Source organism: Variovorax sp. H27-G14, assembly GCF_046156345.1.
Classification (GTDB): domain Bacteria; phylum Pseudomonadota; class Gammaproteobacteria; order Burkholderiales; family Burkholderiaceae_C; genus Variovorax.
In genome coordinates this window covers 159,299-177,701 of sequence record NZ_JAYLVN010000010.1, presented here as the reverse complement: position 1 = coordinate 177,701, position 18,403 = coordinate 159,299, and the positions used below count along the sequence as shown (strand labels likewise).

The window sequence follows — 18,403 nt, the reverse complement described above, 5'->3', positions numbered from 1 at the left end:
TCATCCAGACCGGCTTTGGGGGCCGGTCTGTGAGGTCAATTGTGCGCCGATGACTAAGTAAAAACCCTTAGAAAACAGAACCACGGTGTTCACACTCTGGAAACAATCACCTGAGTTGGGGCGGACAACGGCCTTGTCGTAGAGTCTTGCGATGCGCCCCCACGCCCCCTCCCCGTTGCCCGCTTTCGCCCCGTGGGGCACTCCGGACACCGTCTTCGACGCGTTGATCGGCGCATGGGCACTGGAGCGAACAATCGAAGGCCAGGCCCGCATGTCGGGCACGGCCGTGTTCAGCCCGCTCGGGCCGCACATGCTGAAGTACCGCGAAGAGGGCCGCATCCGCCTGGCCGATGGCAAGGAATTCGACGGGCACCGCGAGTACCTGTTCGAGCGCGCCCCGGCCGGCTTTCTGGTGCACTTTGCCGAGACGCCGCCGCGGCTGTTCCATGCCATTGCCGTCGTGCCCGACGGCGACGCGCTCGCCGGGTCGGCCACGCACCTGTGCACGCCCGACACCTACGACAGCGGCTACCGCTTTCTGCCCGACGGCAGCTTCACCATTCGCCACACGGTGCACGGCCCGCGCAAGAGCTACCTGTCGGCCACGGCCTTCACGCGGCTTGCGCCGTAGCGCGCCCGCTCAGTCGCGGTCCAGCCGCCAGCTCGGCATGCCGCGCATCACCGTCTGCACGAGCATCGCGCACAGGCCGCACTTGATCAGGTCGCCCGGTATGAAGACCAGCATGGCCAGCGCGGCCTGCGACAGCGACATGTGGGCGATCCAGGAAAGCCCGACGATGCCCACGGCATAAACCACGAGAATGCCGCCGACCAACGACGACAGAAAGGCCGCCGCCAGCAGCGGCAGGCCCGTGGCGCCGGCCATGCGGCGCATGGCCAGGCGCATCAGCAGGCCGCAGGTGAAGGCACCGAACATCCAGCCGAACAGAAAGCCCGAGGTCGGCCCCACGAACACCGCCAGCCCGCCCCGGCCGCCCGGCAGCAGCGGCAGGCCCAGCGCCACCGCCAGCAGGAACAGCGCAATGGCCAGAAAGCCGCGGCGCGGCCCGAGCAGGCAACCCGCCAGCATCACGCCCAGCGACTGCAGCGTGATCGGCACGCCGAACGGCAGGTCGATCTTGGGGATCAGGCCGAACACCGCCATCAGCGCAGCGAACAGCGCGATGTACGAAAGGGAACGGGACGAGGTGAGGGAGCCGGTGGTGGTCATGGCGGTCGCAATCGCTGTCGGTGAAAAGAAGGAAGAAAAAGCTCAGCGCCCCAGCCGCGCGGCCAACGCATCTGCCACGCGCTCGGCCGTCTGCAGGGTGCGAATGGTCAGGGGCGCCAGCAACCGCAGGCCGCCGCCATGGCCGGTGCGCGCGCGGTAGGCGTCGTCCAGCCGCTGCCACTGCACATAGAAATTTTCCGCGAAGCGCAGCATCAGGCCAAGCCCGAGCGCGATCCGCTCGGTCGGCACGCCGAAGCGCTGCAGCGGGTGCAGCAGCGCTTCGAGCACCGCCAGCAGGTCTTCGAAGCGGGTGGTGAGCGTGAGCATCAGCGCCAGCGTGGCCGCGCTGGCCAGCCGCAGCGCGCTGGCCACGCCCAGCGGCGTGGTGCCCATCGCCCAGTGAAAGCCGACGATCAAGCCCCCCGCAATGGCCACGCCCAGCAGCATGCGCACGCGGCGCCAGGCAGGCGGGCCGAGCGACGCGAACATCGCCAGCACCGCCGCACAGACCAGCGCCAGCGCCAGAGGCCGCTCGACCAGCACCAGCAGCGTGCCGCACACTGACAGCACCGCGAGCTTCACCCACGCCGCCATCGCGTGCATCCACGTCGGCTGCGCCGAATAGAGGCTACGCACCGCGGCCGCGCTCCAGGGCGGCGCGCTCGCGCACGTTCTCCGCATAGGCCTCGCACACCTCGCGGCCCGGCCCGTCGGCGCGCACCTTGCCCTGCTCGAGCCACAGCACGCGCTCGAAGCCGTAGATATGTTCGAGCAGGTGCGTGGACACGACGATCTGGTGGTCGGTGGCTTCCAGCTGCCGCGCCAGCCGCGCTTGGCTCAGCAGGTCCAGGCTGGCAAAGGGTTCGTCGAGCAGCAGCGTGGCGGGCTGGCTGATCTGCAGCGCCAGCAGGCACACCTGCTGGCGCTGCCCCTGGCTCAGTTCGCCCACGGCGCGCGTGGCCCAGGCCTCGAGCCCGCGCTGCGCGAGAAAGTCGCGCGCCTGCTGCCGCGCGGCCTGGCGGGTTTCGCCGCGCGCGGTGAGGCTGAAGGCCAGCTCCTCGGCCACGGTCGGAAAAATGATCTGGTCGTCGGGGTTCTGAAACATCAGCCCGACGTGCTTCGACAACTGCTTGCGGTCGGTCTGCGTGTCGCAGCCGTGCACGGTGACGCGGCCCTGCTGCGGTTGATCCAGCCCGCTGATCAGTCGAAACAGGCTGCTCTTGCCCGCGCCGTTGTCGCCGACAAGGCCGATGCGTGCCTCGTGCAGGCTGAGCGTGAGCCCTTCGAACACGCGCTGGTTGCCGCGCACCAGCGTCACCGCGTCCAGCAGGATGCTGTGCGGGGAGCGCGTTTCGGGCGGTTCGCGGGGTTCGGGTGGGGTGGGCTGCGGCAAGGGGCGCCCACTGTACCCGAAGCCTCCGCGCGGGCTGAAGCGCTCAGGGCGTCGCGGGAAACAGCCCGTTGATCTCCCCGACCGACAGCATCCCCTCGCCCATTGCGTCGAAGCGCCCGTGCGCCAAGGCCTGCGTGGCGATGCGCCCGACCAGCCCCAGCGCCGACTGCAGCGGCCCGCAGCCCAGGCTGATGCGCCGCGCCCCTGCGCGCGCCAGGGCGTCTGCCGTCGGTGCACCGGCGTAGCCCGCGTACACGTTCAGCGGCAGGCGCACCTCGCCCGCCAACGCGGCGATTTCCTCCAGGCTGGCCATGCCCGGCACAAAGATGCCGTCCGCGCCCGCCGCCGCATAAAGCCGCGCGCGGCGCTGCGCCTCCTCGAAGCGCGCCGCCGGGTCGTCCCAGCGCACGAAGTAGGCGTCAGTGCGCGCGTTGATGAAGAAGCGCGCATCCAGCTGGCGGATGGCGGCGATGCGCTCGCACAGCACGTCGGCCGGTGCCAATTCGCCGGTGTCCACGCAGGTGCCGTCCTCGATGTTGATGCCCGCCACGCCCATGTCGATCAGCGCGCCCACCACATCGACCACGGCCTGCGTGCTGGCGCCGAAGCCGCTTTCGATGTCCACGCTCACCGGCACGCCAGCCACCCGTGTCATGCGGCAGATGCGCGCGCAGGCCGCGAGCAATTCGCCGACTGGCATGCGCTCGCCGTCCGCGTAGCCCAGCGACCACGCCATGCCCGCGCTGGTGGTGCCGATGGCCGCGGCGCCGGCGCGCTCGACGATGCGGGCGCTGACCGCGTCCCAGGCGTTGACGAGCACCAGCGGGCCGGTGGCCGCGTGCAGGTGGTGGAAGGTGTCGATTTGCCGGCGGAAATCGGAGGAATGCATGTGCGGTGGCCCGAAAAGGTTTGGGAGAAACCTCAGCCTAAAGCCGCGCGGACGCCAGCACTTGGAAAAAATTGCGCCTTGCCTGGCTGCCGGCCAGCAGGGCTCAGGTCATCGGCGCATCAGCTCATCAGCGCCACCACCGGATACCGCCGCCACTCCTGCTCCGCATGCCGCCGGCCCTGCGCAAAAAGAAAGCCCAGCACTGCCTGCGGGTCGGACAGCTTCTGGGGGTTCTCTGCCTTCCACTGCGCGAACTGCTCCTTCAACGCGGGTTCGTCTTCCAGCATCTGCAGCGCGGTGTCTTCGAAGACGTAGTCGGAGAAGTTCTCCTTCTTCTCCAGCACGCTGTTGAAGAAGCCCCAGCGAAAGAAGCTGTCGTGGGCCTCGGGCTCCAGCGTCTCGACGGCGTAGCGGGCGCCGGGCTGGTCGAGAGAGATCCACATGTCGCCCGCGCGCGCCTGAAAGGGCTCGGTGTCCGTGGACAGCACCACTTGGTCATGGAACATGTGGCCTTCGTAGGCGTTCGCACGGGACGTGACGCTTTCAATGCGATAGACCCGGGCGGCATCGAACAGCCGGTCCGCCTCCAAGCGCTGCATGGCCACACCGTTCCACTGCAGCCGCTCGATCACCTCGCGCCAGGCCTGCGGCACCAGGTAGGCCTTGGGCGCTGAAACCGCCAGGTCTTCCACGCAGCGGTCGAAGTGCACGATGTCTTTTTCCCACGGCTGGTTGCGGTCGTAGGCCAGGCGCTCGTAACTGCCCAGCTTGCTGGGCGTGCGCACCGCCTGGTAGCCCTTGAAGCGCAGGCTGGCGGGCCGGGTGCGGTCGTTGCGCCATACCAGCGGCCAGCGCGCCTGCTGCGCCGATGCGGCGCGGGCCTCACGTCGCAACTGCTGAATGCGCGCCGCATGCGCCACGGTGAAGCTCAGCACCACCTCCACCAGCGTGCGCATGGCCGCCACGCGGTCGGCGTAGGGCTTGAGCATGTGGGTCTCCGGCATGAAGCCGATGGTGTGGTGCAGCGCGGCGTAGCCGGTGGAAAAGCGCGGCAGGTCGAGAAAGTCTTCGATGCCGTCGTCGGGCGTCTCGGCCAGCAGGTTCACATACGGGCAGGTGGGCCAGCCGCGCCAGTCCATGTCGCCGTAGATGGCGGGCAGCATGCGCTCGCGCAGAAAGCTGCCCAGCGCGCCGCCCAGTTTGTCGGGCTGGGTCGGGATCAGCGTCATGGTGCAGGCGTAGTCGGCACCGTTGGAGGTGTGGGTGTCGACCATCACGTCGGGGCACCACGCGGTGAAGAAGCGGTTGAACACCTGCGCGGCCAGGCTGTCGCACTTGATGAAGTCGCGGTTCAGGTCCAGGTGCCGGCCGTTGCCGCGAAAGCCGGAATATTCGGGCCCGAGCTGGTTCACGCGCGAAGTGTTCTGGCGGTTCAGGCAGCCATCCACGTTGTAGACCGGAATGAAGAGAAACACCGTGTCGCCCAGCGCAGCCAGCCGTTCGGGCTGCGTGCAGAAGTCGCGCACCAGTGCCATGCAGGCGTCGATGCCTTCGGGCTCGCCGGGGTGGATGCCGTTGTTGTTGAAGAACACCGGGCGGCCCTGCTGCTGGAGCGCTTCGCGTTCGAACACGCCGTCTGCGCTGACCACGCCGGCATGCATGGGCACGCCGGTGTCGGACACGCCGATCTGCTTCCACTGCAGCACGCCGGGGAAATGCGTGGCCAGCCGCTCATAGAAGGCGACGCACTCGGCCCAGGTGGTGGTCTGGTTGGCGTTGCCGCTTTCGAAGGGCGTGGTGTAAAGGGTGCCAGGGTCGACTGTCATGAAGAAGCTCCGTTCACGCAACAACAGGGTCCAGCGGCTGCGCGGCGTAGCAGTTGGCCAGCAGCTCGCGGGTGTAGGGGTGCGCCACCTGGCCGGCCGTGATCTGCGCGGCCGCGAGCGTCTCCACCACCACGCCCTGGCGCATCACCGCGACGCGCTCGCACATGTGGGCGATCACGCCGAGGTCGTGGCTCACGAACAAGAAGGTGGTGCCCAGGTCGCGGCGCACTTCCATCAGCAGGTTCAGCACCTCGGCCTGGATGGAGGCGTCCAGCGCCGAGGTGGGCTCGTCGAGCAGCAGCACCTCGGGCTCCAGCACCAGCGCGCGCGCAATGGCCACGCGCTGGCGCTGGCCGCCGCTCAGCTGGTGGGGAAAGCGGAAGCGGAAGCTCTTGCCCAGCCCGACGCGCTCGAGCGCGGACACCACACGCTGCTCGATGCGATCGAAGCCGTGAAAGCGCATGGCTTCGCTCAGGCAGCGGTCGACGGTGTGGCGCGGGTGCAGCGAGCCGAACGGGTCCTGAAAGATCATCTGCACCTTCAGGCGGTATTCGCGCTGCGGCGCCACGCCGGCCACGCGGCGGTGGCCGAGCACCTCGACGTCGCCCTGCCAGTCGCCGTCGAGCCCCGCCAGCACGCGCAGCAGGGTCGACTTGCCGCTGCCGGAGCCGCCGACCACGCCGAAGGACTCGCCCTTGCGCACCTCGAAAGAAGCCTGCTTCACCGCCTGATGGCGCTGCGCGCCGTGGCCGTAGAACACATCGAGCCCGTGACAGCGGATGGCTGTCTGCGACGAGTCGGCGGCAGAGGTTTCACTGCGCATGACGGGCCACCGTGTCCTGAATGAGTTGCCGGTCGATGGTGGGCAGCGGCTGGCCCGGGTTCTGCCCGGTGGGCATGCAGTTGAGCAGGCCGCGCGTGTAGGGGTGCTGCGACTGGAACAGGTCTTTGGCGGCGCACGACTCCACCACCTGCCCGCGGTACATCACCAGCACACGGTCGCAGAAATGCGCCACCATCTTCAGGTCGTGGCTGATCATGAGCAGGCCCATGCCGCGCTTGCGGATCTCGCGGTCCATCATCTCCAGCACCTGGCCGCGCACCATCACGTCGAGCGCCGAGGTGGGCTCGTCGGCAATCAGCAGGCCGGGCTCGGCCATCATCATCGCGGCGATCATCACGCGCTGGCCGATGCCACCCGAGAGCTGATGCGGATAGGCGTCGTACACCCGCTCGGGGTGGTCCACGCCCACGGTCTGCAGCATCTGCAGCACACGGTCGCGCGCCTGCGCCGGCTTGAACACGCCGTGCAGCAGGCCGGCCTCGGCAATCTGCCTGCCGACGCGCAGCACGGGGTTGAGCGAGAACTTCGGGTCCTGCAGCACCATGGCGATGCGGCGCCCGCGAATGGCACGCCAGCCCGCGGGCGTCTGCCGCGTGAGGTCGGCGCCGTCGTAGGTCATGCGGCTGGCCGTGGACCGGCCGGGCGAACGCACCAGGCCCAGAATGGCGCGCGCCGTCATCGACTTGCCCGAGCCCGATTCGCCCACGATGCCGATGCGCTCGGCGCCCATGCGCAACGACAGCGACTTCACCACGTCGACCGACCCGCTGGCCGTCGGGTAGGTCACCGTGAGGTCTTCGATGAGCAGCTCAGCCATTCTTGGGGTCCAGTACGTCGCGCAAGCCGTCGCCCACGAGGTTGAAGGCCAGGCTGCCCAGCAGAATGGCCACGCCGGGCACGGCCGCCACCCACCACTGGTCGAAGATGTATTGCCGCCCGGTGGAGATCATGGCGCCCCACTCCGACATTGGCGGTTGCGCGCCCAGCCCCAGAAAGCCCAGGCCGGCCGCCGTGAGGATGATGCCCGCCATGTCCAGCGTGACGCGCACCACCGTCGAGGGCAGGCAGATCGGCAGCAGGTGGCCGAACAGGATGCGCGAGGTGCGCAGGCCCTGCACCTTGGCGGCCTGAATGAAGTCGCTGCCGCGCACGGTGCGTGTCTCGGTGCGCGCAATGCGCGCGTAGGCCGGCCATGCGGTGATGGCAATGGCGATCACCGCGTTCACGATGCCCGGCCCCAGTACCGCCACGAGCGCGAGCGCCAGCACCAGCCGCGGGAAGGCCATGAAGATGTCGGTGACGCGCATCAGCAGCGTGTCGACCCAGCCGCCGAAGTAGCCCGCGCACATGCCCAGCAGCAGCCCCAGCGGCGCCGACAGCAGCGCCACCAGCGACACGATGAGCAGCGTGGGCCGCGTGCCGTAGATGACGCGGCTGAGCAGGTCGCGCCCGAGCTGGTCGGTGCCCAGCCAGTGCGTGGCGCCCGGCGGCAGCAGCCGCTGCTGCACGTTCTGCGCATTGGGGTCGAACGGCGCCAGCCACGGTGCGAACACGGCCGCCAGCACCATCGCCGCCAGAATGACCAGGCCGAACACCATGGCCGGGCTGCGCATCGTGCGCAGGGCCATGCGGTACCAGCGCCCGCAGCGCGCCTGGAAGGCCGAGGCGGGCGCCTCGCTGAGCCACCAATCCTGTCGAAGCATCATGAGCGGGCCCTCGGGTCCATCAGGTAGCCGAACACATCGGACGCGGTGTTGAGCACCACGAAGCACAGGCCCACCAGCAAGGTGCCGCCCAGCACGGCCGACACGTCGGCGCTGAACAGCGCATTGGTCACGTACAGGCCGATGCCGGGCCAGGAGAACACCGTCTCGGTCAGCACGGCGCCTTCGAGCAGCACCGCATACGACAGCGCGATCACCGTGACCAGCGGCGCGGCCACGTTGGGCAGCACGTGGCACACCAGCACCCGCAGCTCCGAGGCGCCCTTCACGCGCGCCGTCATCACGTACTCCTTGCCCAGCTCTTCAAGAAAGAAGGCCCGCGTCATGCGCGAGATGTAGGCCAGCGAGAAGTACCCCAGCAGCGCGGCCGGCAGCAGCAGGTGCGACAGCCCGTTGCGAAAGGCCTCCACGTTGCCGGCGCGCAGCGTGTCGACCAGCACCAGGTTGCTCCAGCTGTCGACCGTGTACTGGTACACGTCGTCCAGCCGCCCCGGCCCGCCGACCCAGCCCAGCTTGGCGTAGAACACCAGCAGCCCCACCAGCCCGAGCCAGAACACCGGCACCGAATACCCCAGCAGGCCGATCAGGCGCAGCACCTGGTCGATCCAGCGGTTGTGCTGGTGCGCCGCCAGCATGCCCAGCGGCACGCCGAACACCACGCCCAGCACGATGCCCAGCGTGGCCAGCTCCAGCGTGGCCGGAAAGTACTGGCGCAGGTCTTCCAGCACCGGGCGGCCCGTGGAGGTGGAGCGGCCCAGGTCGCCCTGCACCGCGTCGCTCACGTAGCGCACAAACTGCTTGGCGATCGGCTGGTCGAGCCCCATGCGCTGCCTTGCCTCCTGGTAAGCCTCGGGCGAGGCGCGGTCGCCGACCACCTGCAGCACGGGGTCGATGGGCGCCGCCTTGCCGATCAAAAAGGTGACCAGCAGCAGCACCAGCAACATCAGTGCAAAGGACAGGCCGGAGCGCAACAGGGCGGCCGGAGCAACCGGAGCGGCCAGAGCGAAGGGCTTGCGCATGGCCGTGCTACTTGGTGACGCCGTCGTACTTGATCAGGTCGGCCACCGTGCCCTGCACGTAGCCCTTGACGTTGCTGCGCAGGGCCACCCGGTTCTGCTCCTGGAAGGTGATGATGAACGGCGACCTGGCCTGTACCTCGCGCTGCAGCCCCTGGTAGGCCGCGGCGCGCTTGGCCGGGTCGACCTCTTTCAGCGCCGCCATGGTCTTGGCCGACAGATCGGGAACGAGCCAGGAGTTGCGCCACGTGGTGGTGCTCTGGTACGCACCGTCGCTGTTGTCCACGTTGTACGCGAACGACTTCGCGTTGGAATGCGGGTCGAAGAAGTCGGGGCCCCAATACAGCAGGATGGCCTCGTGCTTGCGGGCGCGGTAGCGGGTGAGCACCTGGGCGCCGGTGCCGGGCAGCAGGTTGAGCTTGATGCCCGCCTTGGCCATGGTGGCCTGCATCGACTGCGCCATGTCCATGAAGCGCTGCGTGTTGATGAGGTCCATGTCGATTTCAAGGCCGTTGATGCCGGCCTTGGCAAGGATGGCCTTGGCGCGCTCCGGGTCGGCCTTGTAGGGGTTGGTGGTCAGCGCGCCCGCAAAGCCTACCGGCAGGAAGGCCTGGTGCGTGCGCATCTGGCCCTTGAGCAGTTGCGTGGAGATGCCGTCGTAGTCCACCAGGTAGCGCATGGCCTCCCACAGCGCGGGGTTGCGCAGCTTCTCGTTCTTGAGGTTGAGCGCAATGAAGTGCACGGCGGCCGCGGGGAAGTCTTCGATGCGCACGTCAGGGCGCGTCTTGAGTGCGTCGAGCTGGTCGGCGGCGAGGTCGCGCGCGATGTCGGCGTCGCCGGACTCCAGCAGCAGGCGCTGCGTGGCGGACTCGGCCACGCTCTTGATGAGCACGTTGGCGGTCCTGGGCGGGCTGAAGGCCTTCTTGTTGGCTTCGAGCAGCAGCACTTCCTTGGGCTTGTACAGCTTCAGTTTGTACGGGCCGCTGCCGGCGGAGTTGCGGTTGAGCCACTGGTTGCCCAGGTCGCCCGCCTTCTCGTTGGCCAGCACCAGCTTCTCGTCGACGATGGCGCCGGGCCGCGCGGCCAGCACGCTCAGCACATAGGCCGAGCCGAACTCGCCGCTCCAGCCGAGCACCAGGGTGTCGGCCGTTCCAGTGCCAGCGCCCTTGCGCACCATCTGCTCGATGTTGTCGGCGGTCCAGCCCAACTGGCTCAGGATGAAGGCCGGCGCCTTGTTCAGCTTGAGCACGCGCTTGAAGGAGAACACCACGTCCTCCGGGCGCACCGGGTTGCCGCTCTCGAAGGCCGCGCCCTTGCGCAGCGTGAACTCGATGCTCTTGCCGTCGGCCGCCGGCTTCCAGCTCGCGGCCAGGCCTGGCTTGAGCTGGGTCGGGTCCTTCACGTCGTACTGCACCAGACGCTCGTAGATGTTGGTCACCACCTCGCCGCTGGAGAACTCGAAGGCCTCGGCGGGGTCGAGGCTCACGATGTCATCGATGTTCTTGACCACCACCAGCGTGTCCTTGGGCGTGGCGGCCCACGCGGACAACGAGAGAAAGACGCCTGCAACTGCCGCGCAAATTCGAGGGTCCAAGGTTCGCTCCTGGGGAGGGATGAGAAGGGGCAAGGAAAGAGATCGGGCGAATCAGGCCGCGCGCTGCGCGAGCCATTGCTCATACAGCGCGAAGCCCTTGGCGGCCAGCCCGCGCGCCTCGACGCAGGCGTCGAGCACCGGGCCGGTGTAGGCGCCGGCGGCGTCCAGCAGGTTCAGCGTGCCCAGCATTCGGGTGCCCTCGAGCACCGGAATGTTGATGACCGCGCCCAGGCCGTGCCGCACGATGGTGGGCAGGTCGGAAAAATGCGGGCCGAAGTCTTCGGGCTGGCTTGCCACGAAGCATTCGCCACGCTCCATCAGCGCGGTCCATTCGGTGTGGTCGCGCGGCTTCTTGCCGTGCACCGGGTAGGCCTCGGGCTGCGTGGTGTAGATGCGCTCGACGCTGGCCTCGTCGGGCAGCACGCGGCTCACGGTCAGCAGCTTGTGGCCGATGCGCTGCTGGAGCAGGTCGCTCACGGCGGCGAAGGCGGCTTCGTAGTCGGTCACGGGGCGGGCGTTGATGCTCATGCGTCTTTCTTCCTGGAGGGGCGGGCCTTGGGCTTGGTGAGTGCCTTGGCGGGTGCTCTGGTGGAGGCCTTGGTGGGGCCCTTGACCGCGGCCGTGGCGCCGGACACCCGTGTAGGCGAGCCATGGCTTTGCAGGTCGTGCGCGGCGTGGGGGTCGCCTCCGTCGGCCTTGAAGAGCGGCGCGGTGCCCACCCACAATGCCTTGGCGGGCTGGGCAAAGGGGTTTTCCCAGCAATGCGGCGTGGTGGACGGCAGGTGCACCGAGTCGCCTTCGTCCAGCTGCACCGTGCGGCCGCCCAGCGTGTAGCGCAGGCTGCCGCTCAGGATGTAGACCAGCTCTTCGCCGGGGTGGGTGATGGGCGTGGACTTGTGCCGCGCGGGAATCGTCACCACCAGACCGTTGACCACGCTGCCTGGAAACTGGCCGCTGATGCGGTCGAAGGTCATGCCGCCGGACTGCAGCTGGAACGGCGAGCGCGCACTCTGCGGAAAGTGGTGGCCGCCGGCATTGCGCGCCTGGAAGAAGTAGTCCAGCTCCAGGCCCAGCACCTGGCCGATGCGCATCAGCGCGGTGAGCGAGGGCGACGCCAGGTTGCGCTCCAGCAGCGAGATGTAGCCGATGCTGAGCTCGCTGCGTTCGGCCACTTCCGCCAGGCTCAGGTGCAGCAAGCGGCGGCGTGCCCGCAGGGCTTCGCCGATGTCGGCAAGCACCCCGGTTTCGCGGCCTGCGAGTGCGGCACTTTCGCTCAGCGGCTCTTTTTGAGGCTGCGTTTTTTTCATGGTGATGAAAAAGTGTAGCAGTCTCAGTAAAATTGTTTTACTTTTTTAGCAGTAGTTTTTAGTGAGTCTCTGGGCCGGTGGCGGCTGCTTTCAGGGCTGTCAGTGCGATCAGGACAATCAGGGCGATCGGTGCGCTCAGGGCTTGATCAACGCGGCCAGCGCGTGCGCCGAAGGCGTGGCTTGGCGCACCATGTGGTCGATCACGCTGCGCCTGTCGGCCTCGGCGCGCGGCGCGAACAGGGGCTGTGTGTGCATGCCCAAAGTATCGGCAGCCAGAAGGCCTGCCGCTGTCGCGGCCATGTCAACCGGTTCCCAGCCGAGGGCGCTGCGGCTACAGTAGTCGCCCCAATCGGTCACACAGCCCTTTCGCCACGCGTCTTGCAAGATTCATTCAGGCAAGCGTCAGGCGAGCGACAGACCCGGCCACACACACATTCAAGGAAACATGCCATGGGCGCCCAATGGAAAGCGAAACACAAGGACCTGGCGGCCAATGCCAAGGGCCGGCTGTTCGGCAAACTTGCCAAGGAAATCATGATTGCCGCGCGCGGCGGCGCCGACCCGGCCGGCAACTCGCGCCTTCGCCTCGTGGTGGAGCAGGCCCGCAAGGTCTCGATGCCCAAGGAAACGCTGGACCGCGCCATCAAGAAGGGCGCCGGCCTCACGGGCGAGGCGGTGCATTTCGAGCATGTGATCTACGAAGGCTTTGCGCCGCATCGCGTGCCGCTGATGGTCGAGTGCCTGACCGACAACGTGAACCGCACCGCGCCTGAAATGCGCGTGCTGTTCCGCAAGGGCCAGCTGGGCACCTCGGGCTCGGTGTCGTGGGACTTCGACCACGTCGGCATGATCGAAGCCGAACCCGCCAAGCCCGACGCCGACCCTGAAATGGCCGCCATCGAAGCCGGCGCGCAAGACTTCGAACCGGCCAGCGAAGGCCACCCCGCCGTGTTTCTGACCGACCCCACCGACCTCGACCTGGTGAGCCGCGCGCTGCCGGCGCAAGGCTTCACGGTGCTGTCGGCCAGGCTGGGCTACAAGCCGAAGAACCCGGTCGACCCGGCCAGCCTGAGCGCGGAGGACCTGGAAGAGGTCGAAGTGTTCCTGGCGGCCATCGACGCGAACGACGACGTGCAGAACGTGTTTGTCGGGCTGGCGGGCTGAGGCAGCGATACGGGCAGCGATATGGGCGGCCCCGCGCAAGGTGCAGCGCGGGGGCCTGCCATGAGGACTGAACGCGCCCTCTGAATGCAAAAAGCCGGCCTCTTTCGAGGCCGGCTTTTTGTTTGGCGCCGGGAAAACCGGTCCTTAGAACGGAATGTCGTCGTCCATGTCGTCGAAGCCCGACGACGACTTGGCAGGTGCCTGGCGCGGCGCCGGTGCCGGGGCGCGCGGTGCGGCTGCCGGTGCGGGTGGGCGAGGGGCATAGCCGCCACCGCCACCGCCGGCCCCACCACCACCACCGCCACCGTTCCCGCCCTGCGAATAACCGCCACCACCCCCGCCACCTTGCTGCGAGTAACCACCGTCGTCCTCGGGACCACCCGACGGGCCGCCCATGCCTTGACGGCTGCCCAGCATCTGCATCTGGTCGGCGCGAATTTCAGTGGTGTACTTTTCAGCGCCGTCCTTGTCGGTCCACTTGCGCGTGCGCAGGCTGCCTTCGACGTACACCTGGGAGCCCTTGCGCAGGTACTGGCCGGCAATTTCGGCCAGGCGGCCGTTGAACACGATGCGGTGCCATTCGGTGGCTTCGCGCATCTCGCCGCTTTGCTTGTCTTTCCAGCGGTCGGTGGTGGCCACCGTGACGTTCGCCACCTGGTCGCCGCTTGGGAAAGTACGCATTTCGGGGTCGCGCCCCAGGTTGCCTACGACGATGACTTTGTTGACCGATGCCATATGCACTGCCCCTGATAAGTAGATGGAGGAGGAGGAAAAAGAACCGGAGATTGTGCCCCAAGGCGACTGGCCGGCCCCGGCCCGGATGCCAGAATGCACCTCACCCATGAACCGCGAACCCGACTTTTTCGAGCATCTGCGCGCCGAGTTGCGCGGTGGCCGCGTCTGGCTCGACCGGGCCATCGTGCTCGGCTACGCCATTGCGGCCGGCCTCTTCGTGGTGGGCTTCACCTTTGCCAGCGACTGGGCCTTCGGCCAGTTCCACCGCTTCTACCGCGCCTGGCCCTGGGCCGTGCTGCTGACCACGCCGCTCATCACCGCGGGCATTGTCTGGACCACGCTGCGCTTCTTTCCCGGCGCGGGCGGCTCGGGCATTCCGCAGATCAAGGCCGCGCTGCACCCGGCCCTGCCGGAGGAACGGCGTTTCATCTTCGCCTCGCTGCGGCTCACGGTCGCCAAGATCGGGCTGGGCGTGGCGGGCTTCGCGGCCGGCCTGTCGATCGGGCGCGAGGGGCCTTCGGTGCAGGTGGCGGCCGGGGTGATGCAGCACGCGCGGCGCTGGCTCTCGCCCAACACCACCATCGACGCCCGCGCGCTGCTGGTGGCCGGCGGGGCGGCCGGCATCGCGGCGGCCTTCAATGCGCCGCTGGCGGGCGTGGTGTTCGCCATCGAGGAGCTGTCGGGCCGGCTGGAGGCGCGCTCCAGCGGGCTGATCATCACCGCCATCGTGCTGGCGGGCCTGGTGGCGGTGTCGGCCTTCGGCAATACCAGCTACTTCGGCGTGATCCGCGTGCAGCGCCTGGGCTGGGACGCGCTCGGGCCCGGCCTGCTGGTCACGCTGCTGAGCGGCGCGGCGGGCGGGTTGTTCGCGCGGCTGCTGATCGCCTCGCTCACCGGCGCACCCGAGCGCTTCACGCGCTGGCGTGCGCGCTTTCCGGTGCGGTTCGCGGCGGTCGGCGGGCTGGCGGTGGCGGTCATCGGCCTGGTGACGGGTGGCGTCACCTTTGGCGCGGGCTCCGAGGCGGTCAAGCAGATGCTGCAGGGCCACGACGAGCTGACGCCGCTTTACACGGTGCTGAAGTTCGTCGCCACCTGGCTCACGGCCTGGTGCGGCGTGCCGGGCGGCATCTTCGCGCCGTCGCTGTCGATTGGCGCGGGCATCGGCGACGCGGTGGGCCGCCTGGCCAGCAGCGACCTGGGGCCGGCGCTCATTGCCATGGGCATGGCCGGCTTCCTGGCCGCGGTGACGCAGGCGCCGCTCACCGCCTTCATCATCGTGATGGAAATGGTCGACGGCCACTCGATGGTGCTGAGCCTGATGGCCGCTGCCATGCTGGCCAGCCTGGTGTCTCGCATGATCAGCCGCCCGCTGTACGACACGCTGGCCGAGCACATGGTTTCCCGGGCCCTCGGCACCACCGAGCCGGTGCACCCGCCGCCGCCGCAAGTCCCCACGCCCAGGCCGCCAGAGTCCGCCCGCTCGCCTTGAAGTGCCCGGCGGTCTATCATGTCCGGTTGCCCTCGGACGATCGCCCTCTTGAATTCAACATCCACTGAAGACACCGCGGAGCGCGACGCGCAACGCGAACGCGACACTTACCTCGGCGCAGCGCTGGCGCTGCAGCGCATCAGCATCCGGGGTGCGCGCACGCACAACCTGAAGAACGTCGACCTCGACATTCCGCGCAACAAGCTGGTGGTGATCACCGGTCTGTCGGGCTCGGGCAAGTCGAGCCTGGCCTTCGACACGCTGTATGCCGAAGGGCAGCGCCGCTACGTGGAAAGCCTGTCGGCCTATGCGCGGCAGTTTCTGCAGCTCATGGACAAGCCCGACGTCGACGTCATCGAGGGCCTGTCGCCCGCCATCAGCATCGAGCAGAAGGCCACCAGCCACAACCCGCGCTCCACCGTGGGCACGGTGACCGAAATTCATGACTACCTGCGCCTGCTGTATGCACGCGCCGGCACGCCCTACTGCCCCGAGCACCACCTGCCGCTGCAGGCGCAAACGGTTTCGCAGATGGTCGATGCCACGCTGGCGCTGCCCGGTGAGCCGCGCCTGATGATCCTGGCGCCGGTGGCGCGCGAGAAGAAAGGCGAGTTCCTGGAGCTGTTCGCCGAGATGCAGGCTGCGGGCTACGTGCGCTTTCGGGTCGACGGGCAAACCTACGAATACAACGACCTGCCCAAGCTGAAGAAGACCGAGAAGCACGACATCGACGTGGTCATCGACCGCCTGCGCGCGCGCCCCGACATGCAGCAGCGCCTGGCCGAGAGCTTCGAGGCGGCGCTGCGCCTGGCCGAAGGCCGTGCCATTGCCGTTGAAATGGATGCGCCGACCGATTCCGTTCGCACTGAGCTTGTCGAAGTGCCGGGCGCGGCTTCGACAGGCTCAGTCCGAACGACTGCGCGCGAGCACCTGTACAACGCCAAGTTCTCCTGCCCGATCTGCCACTACTCGCTGTCGGAGCTGGAGCCGCGGCTCTTCTCGTTCAACTCGCCCGTGGGCGCCTGCCCCAGCTGCGACGGCCTGGGCCACCGCGAGGTGTTCGACCCGGCGCGCGTGGTGGCCTTTCCTTCGCTCTCGATCGCCAGCGGCGCCATCAAGGGCTGGGACCGCCGCAACGGCTACTACTTCAGCATGATCGAGAGCGTGGCCAAGCACTACAAGTTCGACGTCGACGCGCCCTTCGAGTCGCTGCCGGCCTCGGTGCAGCAAGTGCTGCTGAACGGCTCGGCGGCCGAGGACATCAAGTTCAACTACGTGATGGAGTCGGGCAACTTCGCGGGCAAGAAGCTCACGAAGAAGCACCCCTTCGAGGGGATCATTCCCAACATGGCGCGGCGCTACCGCGAGACCGACTCGGTGATGGTGCGCGAAGACCTCGCGCGCTTTCGCAACCTGCAGCCCTGCCCCGACTGCGGCGGCTCGCGGCTGCGGCCGGAGGCGCGCAACGTGTTCCTGGTCGATGAATCGAGCCGCCCGGCGGATGGCAGTGAGCCGCCGCGCATGGCCATCTTCGAACTGAGCCACCTCACGCTGCGCGATTCGCTCGCGTGGTTCCAGACCCTCAAGCTGCGCGGCTCCAAGGCCGACATTGCCGACAAGGTGGTGCGCGAGATCGGCCTGCGCCTGAAGTTTCTCAACGACGTGGGCCTGAACTACCTGAGCCTGGACCGCAGCGCCGAGACGCTGTCGGGCGGCGAGGCGCAGCGCATTCGCCTGGCCTCGCAGATCGGCTCCGGCCTTACCGGCGTGATGTACGTGCTCGACGAGCCAAGCATCGGCCTGCACCAGCGCGACAACGACCGCCTAATCGGCACGCTGAAGCATCTGCGCGACATCGGCAACAGCGTGATCGTGGTCGAGCACGACGAGGACATGATCCACGCCGCCGACCACGTCATCGACATGGGCCCCGGCGCCGGCGTGCACGGCGGGCGGGTGATGGCGCAAGGCACGTATGCCGAGGTGGCGGCCAACCCCGAGTCGCTCACCGGCCAGTACCTGTCGGGCACGCGCAAGATCGAGGTGCCCAGGCACCGCACCGCGTGGCTGCCGGTGGTGCACAAGCCCGCGTTCAACGAAGGCAAGAAGGCCTCGCGCTTTCCACAGAGCCCTGCGGCCGAGCGCCGTGCCGCGCGCGAAGCCGCCCACCTGGCCTCTCAAAGCGACCTGCAGGAAATTCGCGTGGTGGGCGCCACCGGCAACAACCTGAAGAACGTGAGCGTGGCGTTCCCGGTCGGCCTGCTGACCTGCGTGACGGGCGTTTCAGGTTCTGGCAAATCGACGCTGGTGAACGACACGCTCTACACCGCCGTGGCCCGCACGCTGTACCGCGCGCACGAGGAGCCTGCCGCGCACGAAGCCATCGAGGGCATCGAGTACTTCGACAAGGTCATCAACGTCGACCAGAGCCCCATCGGGCGCACGCCGCGCAGCAACCCGGCCACCTACACGGGCCTGTTCACGCCCATCCGCGAATTGATGGCCGAGACCAACACCGCGCGCGAGCGCGGCTACGGCCCGGGTCGCTTCAGCTTCAACGTGGCCGGCGGGCGCTGCGAGGCCTGCCAGGGCGACGGCGTGGTGAAGGTCGAGATGCACTTTCTGCCCGACGTGTACGTGCCCTGCGAGGTGTGCCACGGCCAGCGCTACAACCGCGAGACGCTCGAGGTGCTCTACAAGGGCAAGAACATCGCGCAGGTGCTGGAGATGACGGTGGAGACCGCGTACGAGTTCCTGAAGGCCGTGCCCACCATCGAGCGCAAGCTGCGCACGCTGCTGGACGTGGGCCTGAGCTACATCAAGCTGGGCCAGTCGGCCACCACGCTGTCGGGCGGCGAGGCCCAGCGCGTGAAGCTCGCGCTGGAGCTCAGCAAGCGCGACACCGGCCGCACCCTTTACATCCTGGACGAGCCGACCACCGGCCTGCACTTTGCCGACATCGAGCTGCTGCTGAAGGTGCTGCACCAGCTGCGCGACGCGGGCAACACCATCGTGGTGATCGAGCACAACCTGGACGTCATCAAGACGGCCGACTGGCTCATCGACATGGGGCCTGAAGGCGGCGCGGGTGGGGGTACGGTGGTGGGGGAAGGCACGCCGGAAGACATCGCGTCGAACGAGAGGAGCCACACGGGGCGGTACCTCAAGCGGCTGCTGCCGAAGAACTGACC

Annotated in this window: 17 protein-coding genes; 4 read left to right on the top strand and 13 right to left on the bottom strand. The window is 68.1% G+C overall.

All coding sequences use genetic code 11. The features are described from left to right. The first annotated feature begins 175 nt into the window (after positions 1 to 175). A complete protein-coding gene (locus tag VLK31_RS22570; RefSeq protein WP_409170683.1) occupies positions 176 to 631 on the top strand; it encodes a DUF6314 family protein in 456 nt (151 codons plus the stop codon). 9 nt (positions 632 to 640) lie between these two features. Here VLK31_RS22570 and VLK31_RS22565 read toward each other — a convergent pair whose 3' ends face one another. The 12 genes from VLK31_RS22565 to VLK31_RS22510 form a co-directional block, all read right to left on the bottom strand. Next, positions 641 to 1,231, bottom strand: coding sequence for a biotin transporter BioY (locus VLK31_RS22565; protein ID WP_409170682.1), 591 nt, complete (start codon positions 1,229 to 1,231; stop codon positions 641 to 643). Between the two features lie 42 nt (positions 1,232 to 1,273). Further along, complete coding sequence (locus VLK31_RS22560; RefSeq protein ID WP_409170681.1) at positions 1,274 to 1,867, bottom strand: energy-coupling factor transporter transmembrane component T family protein; 594 nt, start codon at positions 1,865 to 1,867, stop codon at positions 1,274 to 1,276. Beyond that, positions 1,860 to 2,624, bottom strand: a complete 765-nt coding sequence (locus VLK31_RS22555) for an energy-coupling factor ABC transporter ATP-binding protein (protein WP_409170680.1) — start codon at positions 2,622 to 2,624, stop codon at positions 1,860 to 1,862. Before VLK31_RS22555 ends, VLK31_RS22560 begins: the two co-directional genes overlap by 8 nt. 43 nt (positions 2,625 to 2,667) lie before the next feature. Continuing rightward, a complete protein-coding gene (locus VLK31_RS22550; RefSeq protein ID WP_409170679.1) occupies positions 2,668 to 3,513 on the bottom strand; it encodes an isocitrate lyase/phosphoenolpyruvate mutase family protein in 846 nt (281 codons plus the stop codon). A 119-nt stretch (positions 3,514 to 3,632) separates the two neighbouring features. Continuing rightward, positions 3,633 to 5,339, bottom strand: a complete 1,707-nt coding sequence (locus tag VLK31_RS22545; RefSeq protein ID WP_409170678.1) for a M14 family zinc carboxypeptidase — start codon at positions 5,337 to 5,339, stop codon at positions 3,633 to 3,635. 13 nt (positions 5,340 to 5,352) lie between these two features. Then, positions 5,353 to 6,162 (bottom strand): ABC transporter ATP-binding protein, encoded by an 810-nt coding sequence (locus VLK31_RS22540; protein WP_409170677.1) that lies wholly within the window; start codon positions 6,160 to 6,162, stop codon positions 5,353 to 5,355. Further along, the gene (locus VLK31_RS22535) at positions 6,152 to 7,000 is read right to left on the bottom strand and encodes an ABC transporter ATP-binding protein (protein WP_409170676.1); all 849 of its coding nucleotides are present in this window, start codon (positions 6,998 to 7,000) and stop codon (positions 6,152 to 6,154) included. Before VLK31_RS22535 ends, VLK31_RS22540 begins: the two co-directional genes overlap by 11 nt. After that, positions 6,993 to 7,889, bottom strand: a complete 897-nt coding sequence (gene nikC / locus VLK31_RS22530; protein ID WP_409170675.1) for a nickel transporter permease — start codon at positions 7,887 to 7,889, stop codon at positions 6,993 to 6,995. The genes VLK31_RS22535 and nikC overlap by 8 nt, the downstream gene beginning before the upstream one ends. Further along, positions 7,886 to 8,926 (bottom strand): ABC transporter permease, encoded by a 1,041-nt coding sequence (locus VLK31_RS22525; protein ID WP_409170674.1) that lies wholly within the window; start codon positions 8,924 to 8,926, stop codon positions 7,886 to 7,888. The genes nikC and VLK31_RS22525 overlap by 4 nt, the downstream gene beginning before the upstream one ends. Before the next feature lie 7 nt (positions 8,927 to 8,933). Then, positions 8,934 to 10,517 (bottom strand): ABC transporter substrate-binding protein, encoded by a 1,584-nt coding sequence (locus tag VLK31_RS22520; RefSeq protein WP_409170673.1) that lies wholly within the window; start codon positions 10,515 to 10,517, stop codon positions 8,934 to 8,936. A 51-nt stretch (positions 10,518 to 10,568) separates the two neighbouring features. After that, on the bottom strand, positions 10,569 to 11,045 hold the full coding sequence (locus tag VLK31_RS22515) for a hypothetical protein (RefSeq protein WP_409170672.1): 477 nt from the start codon (positions 11,043 to 11,045) through the stop codon (positions 10,569 to 10,571). Further along, positions 11,042 to 11,824 (bottom strand): helix-turn-helix domain-containing protein, encoded by a 783-nt coding sequence (locus tag VLK31_RS22510; RefSeq protein WP_409170671.1) that lies wholly within the window; start codon positions 11,822 to 11,824, stop codon positions 11,042 to 11,044. The genes VLK31_RS22515 and VLK31_RS22510 overlap by 4 nt, the downstream gene beginning before the upstream one ends. A 450-nt stretch (positions 11,825 to 12,274) precedes the next feature. Between VLK31_RS22510 and VLK31_RS22505 the strand changes: the two genes are divergently transcribed. Then, a complete protein-coding gene (locus VLK31_RS22505) occupies positions 12,275 to 12,988 on the top strand; it encodes a YebC/PmpR family DNA-binding transcriptional regulator (protein WP_409170670.1) in 714 nt (237 codons plus the stop codon). A 144-nt stretch (positions 12,989 to 13,132) separates the two neighbouring features. Here VLK31_RS22505 and ssb read toward each other — a convergent pair whose 3' ends face one another. Further along, positions 13,133 to 13,723, bottom strand: a complete 591-nt coding sequence (ssb, locus tag VLK31_RS22500; RefSeq protein WP_409170669.1) for a single-stranded DNA-binding protein — start codon at positions 13,721 to 13,723, stop codon at positions 13,133 to 13,135. A gap of 106 nt (positions 13,724 to 13,829) precedes the next feature. Here ssb and VLK31_RS22495 point away from each other — a divergent pair, with 106 nt between their 5' ends. Next, positions 13,830 to 15,212: a chloride channel protein gene (locus VLK31_RS22495; RefSeq protein ID WP_409170668.1), complete on the top strand. Its 1,383-nt coding sequence runs from the start codon at positions 13,830 to 13,832 to the stop codon at positions 15,210 to 15,212. An 18-nt stretch (positions 15,213 to 15,230) separates the two neighbouring features. Continuing rightward, positions 15,231 to 18,401, top strand: a complete 3,171-nt coding sequence (gene uvrA, locus VLK31_RS22490) for an excinuclease ABC subunit UvrA (RefSeq protein ID WP_409170667.1) — start codon at positions 15,231 to 15,233, stop codon at positions 18,399 to 18,401. Positions 18,402 to 18,403: the final 2 nt, after the last annotated feature.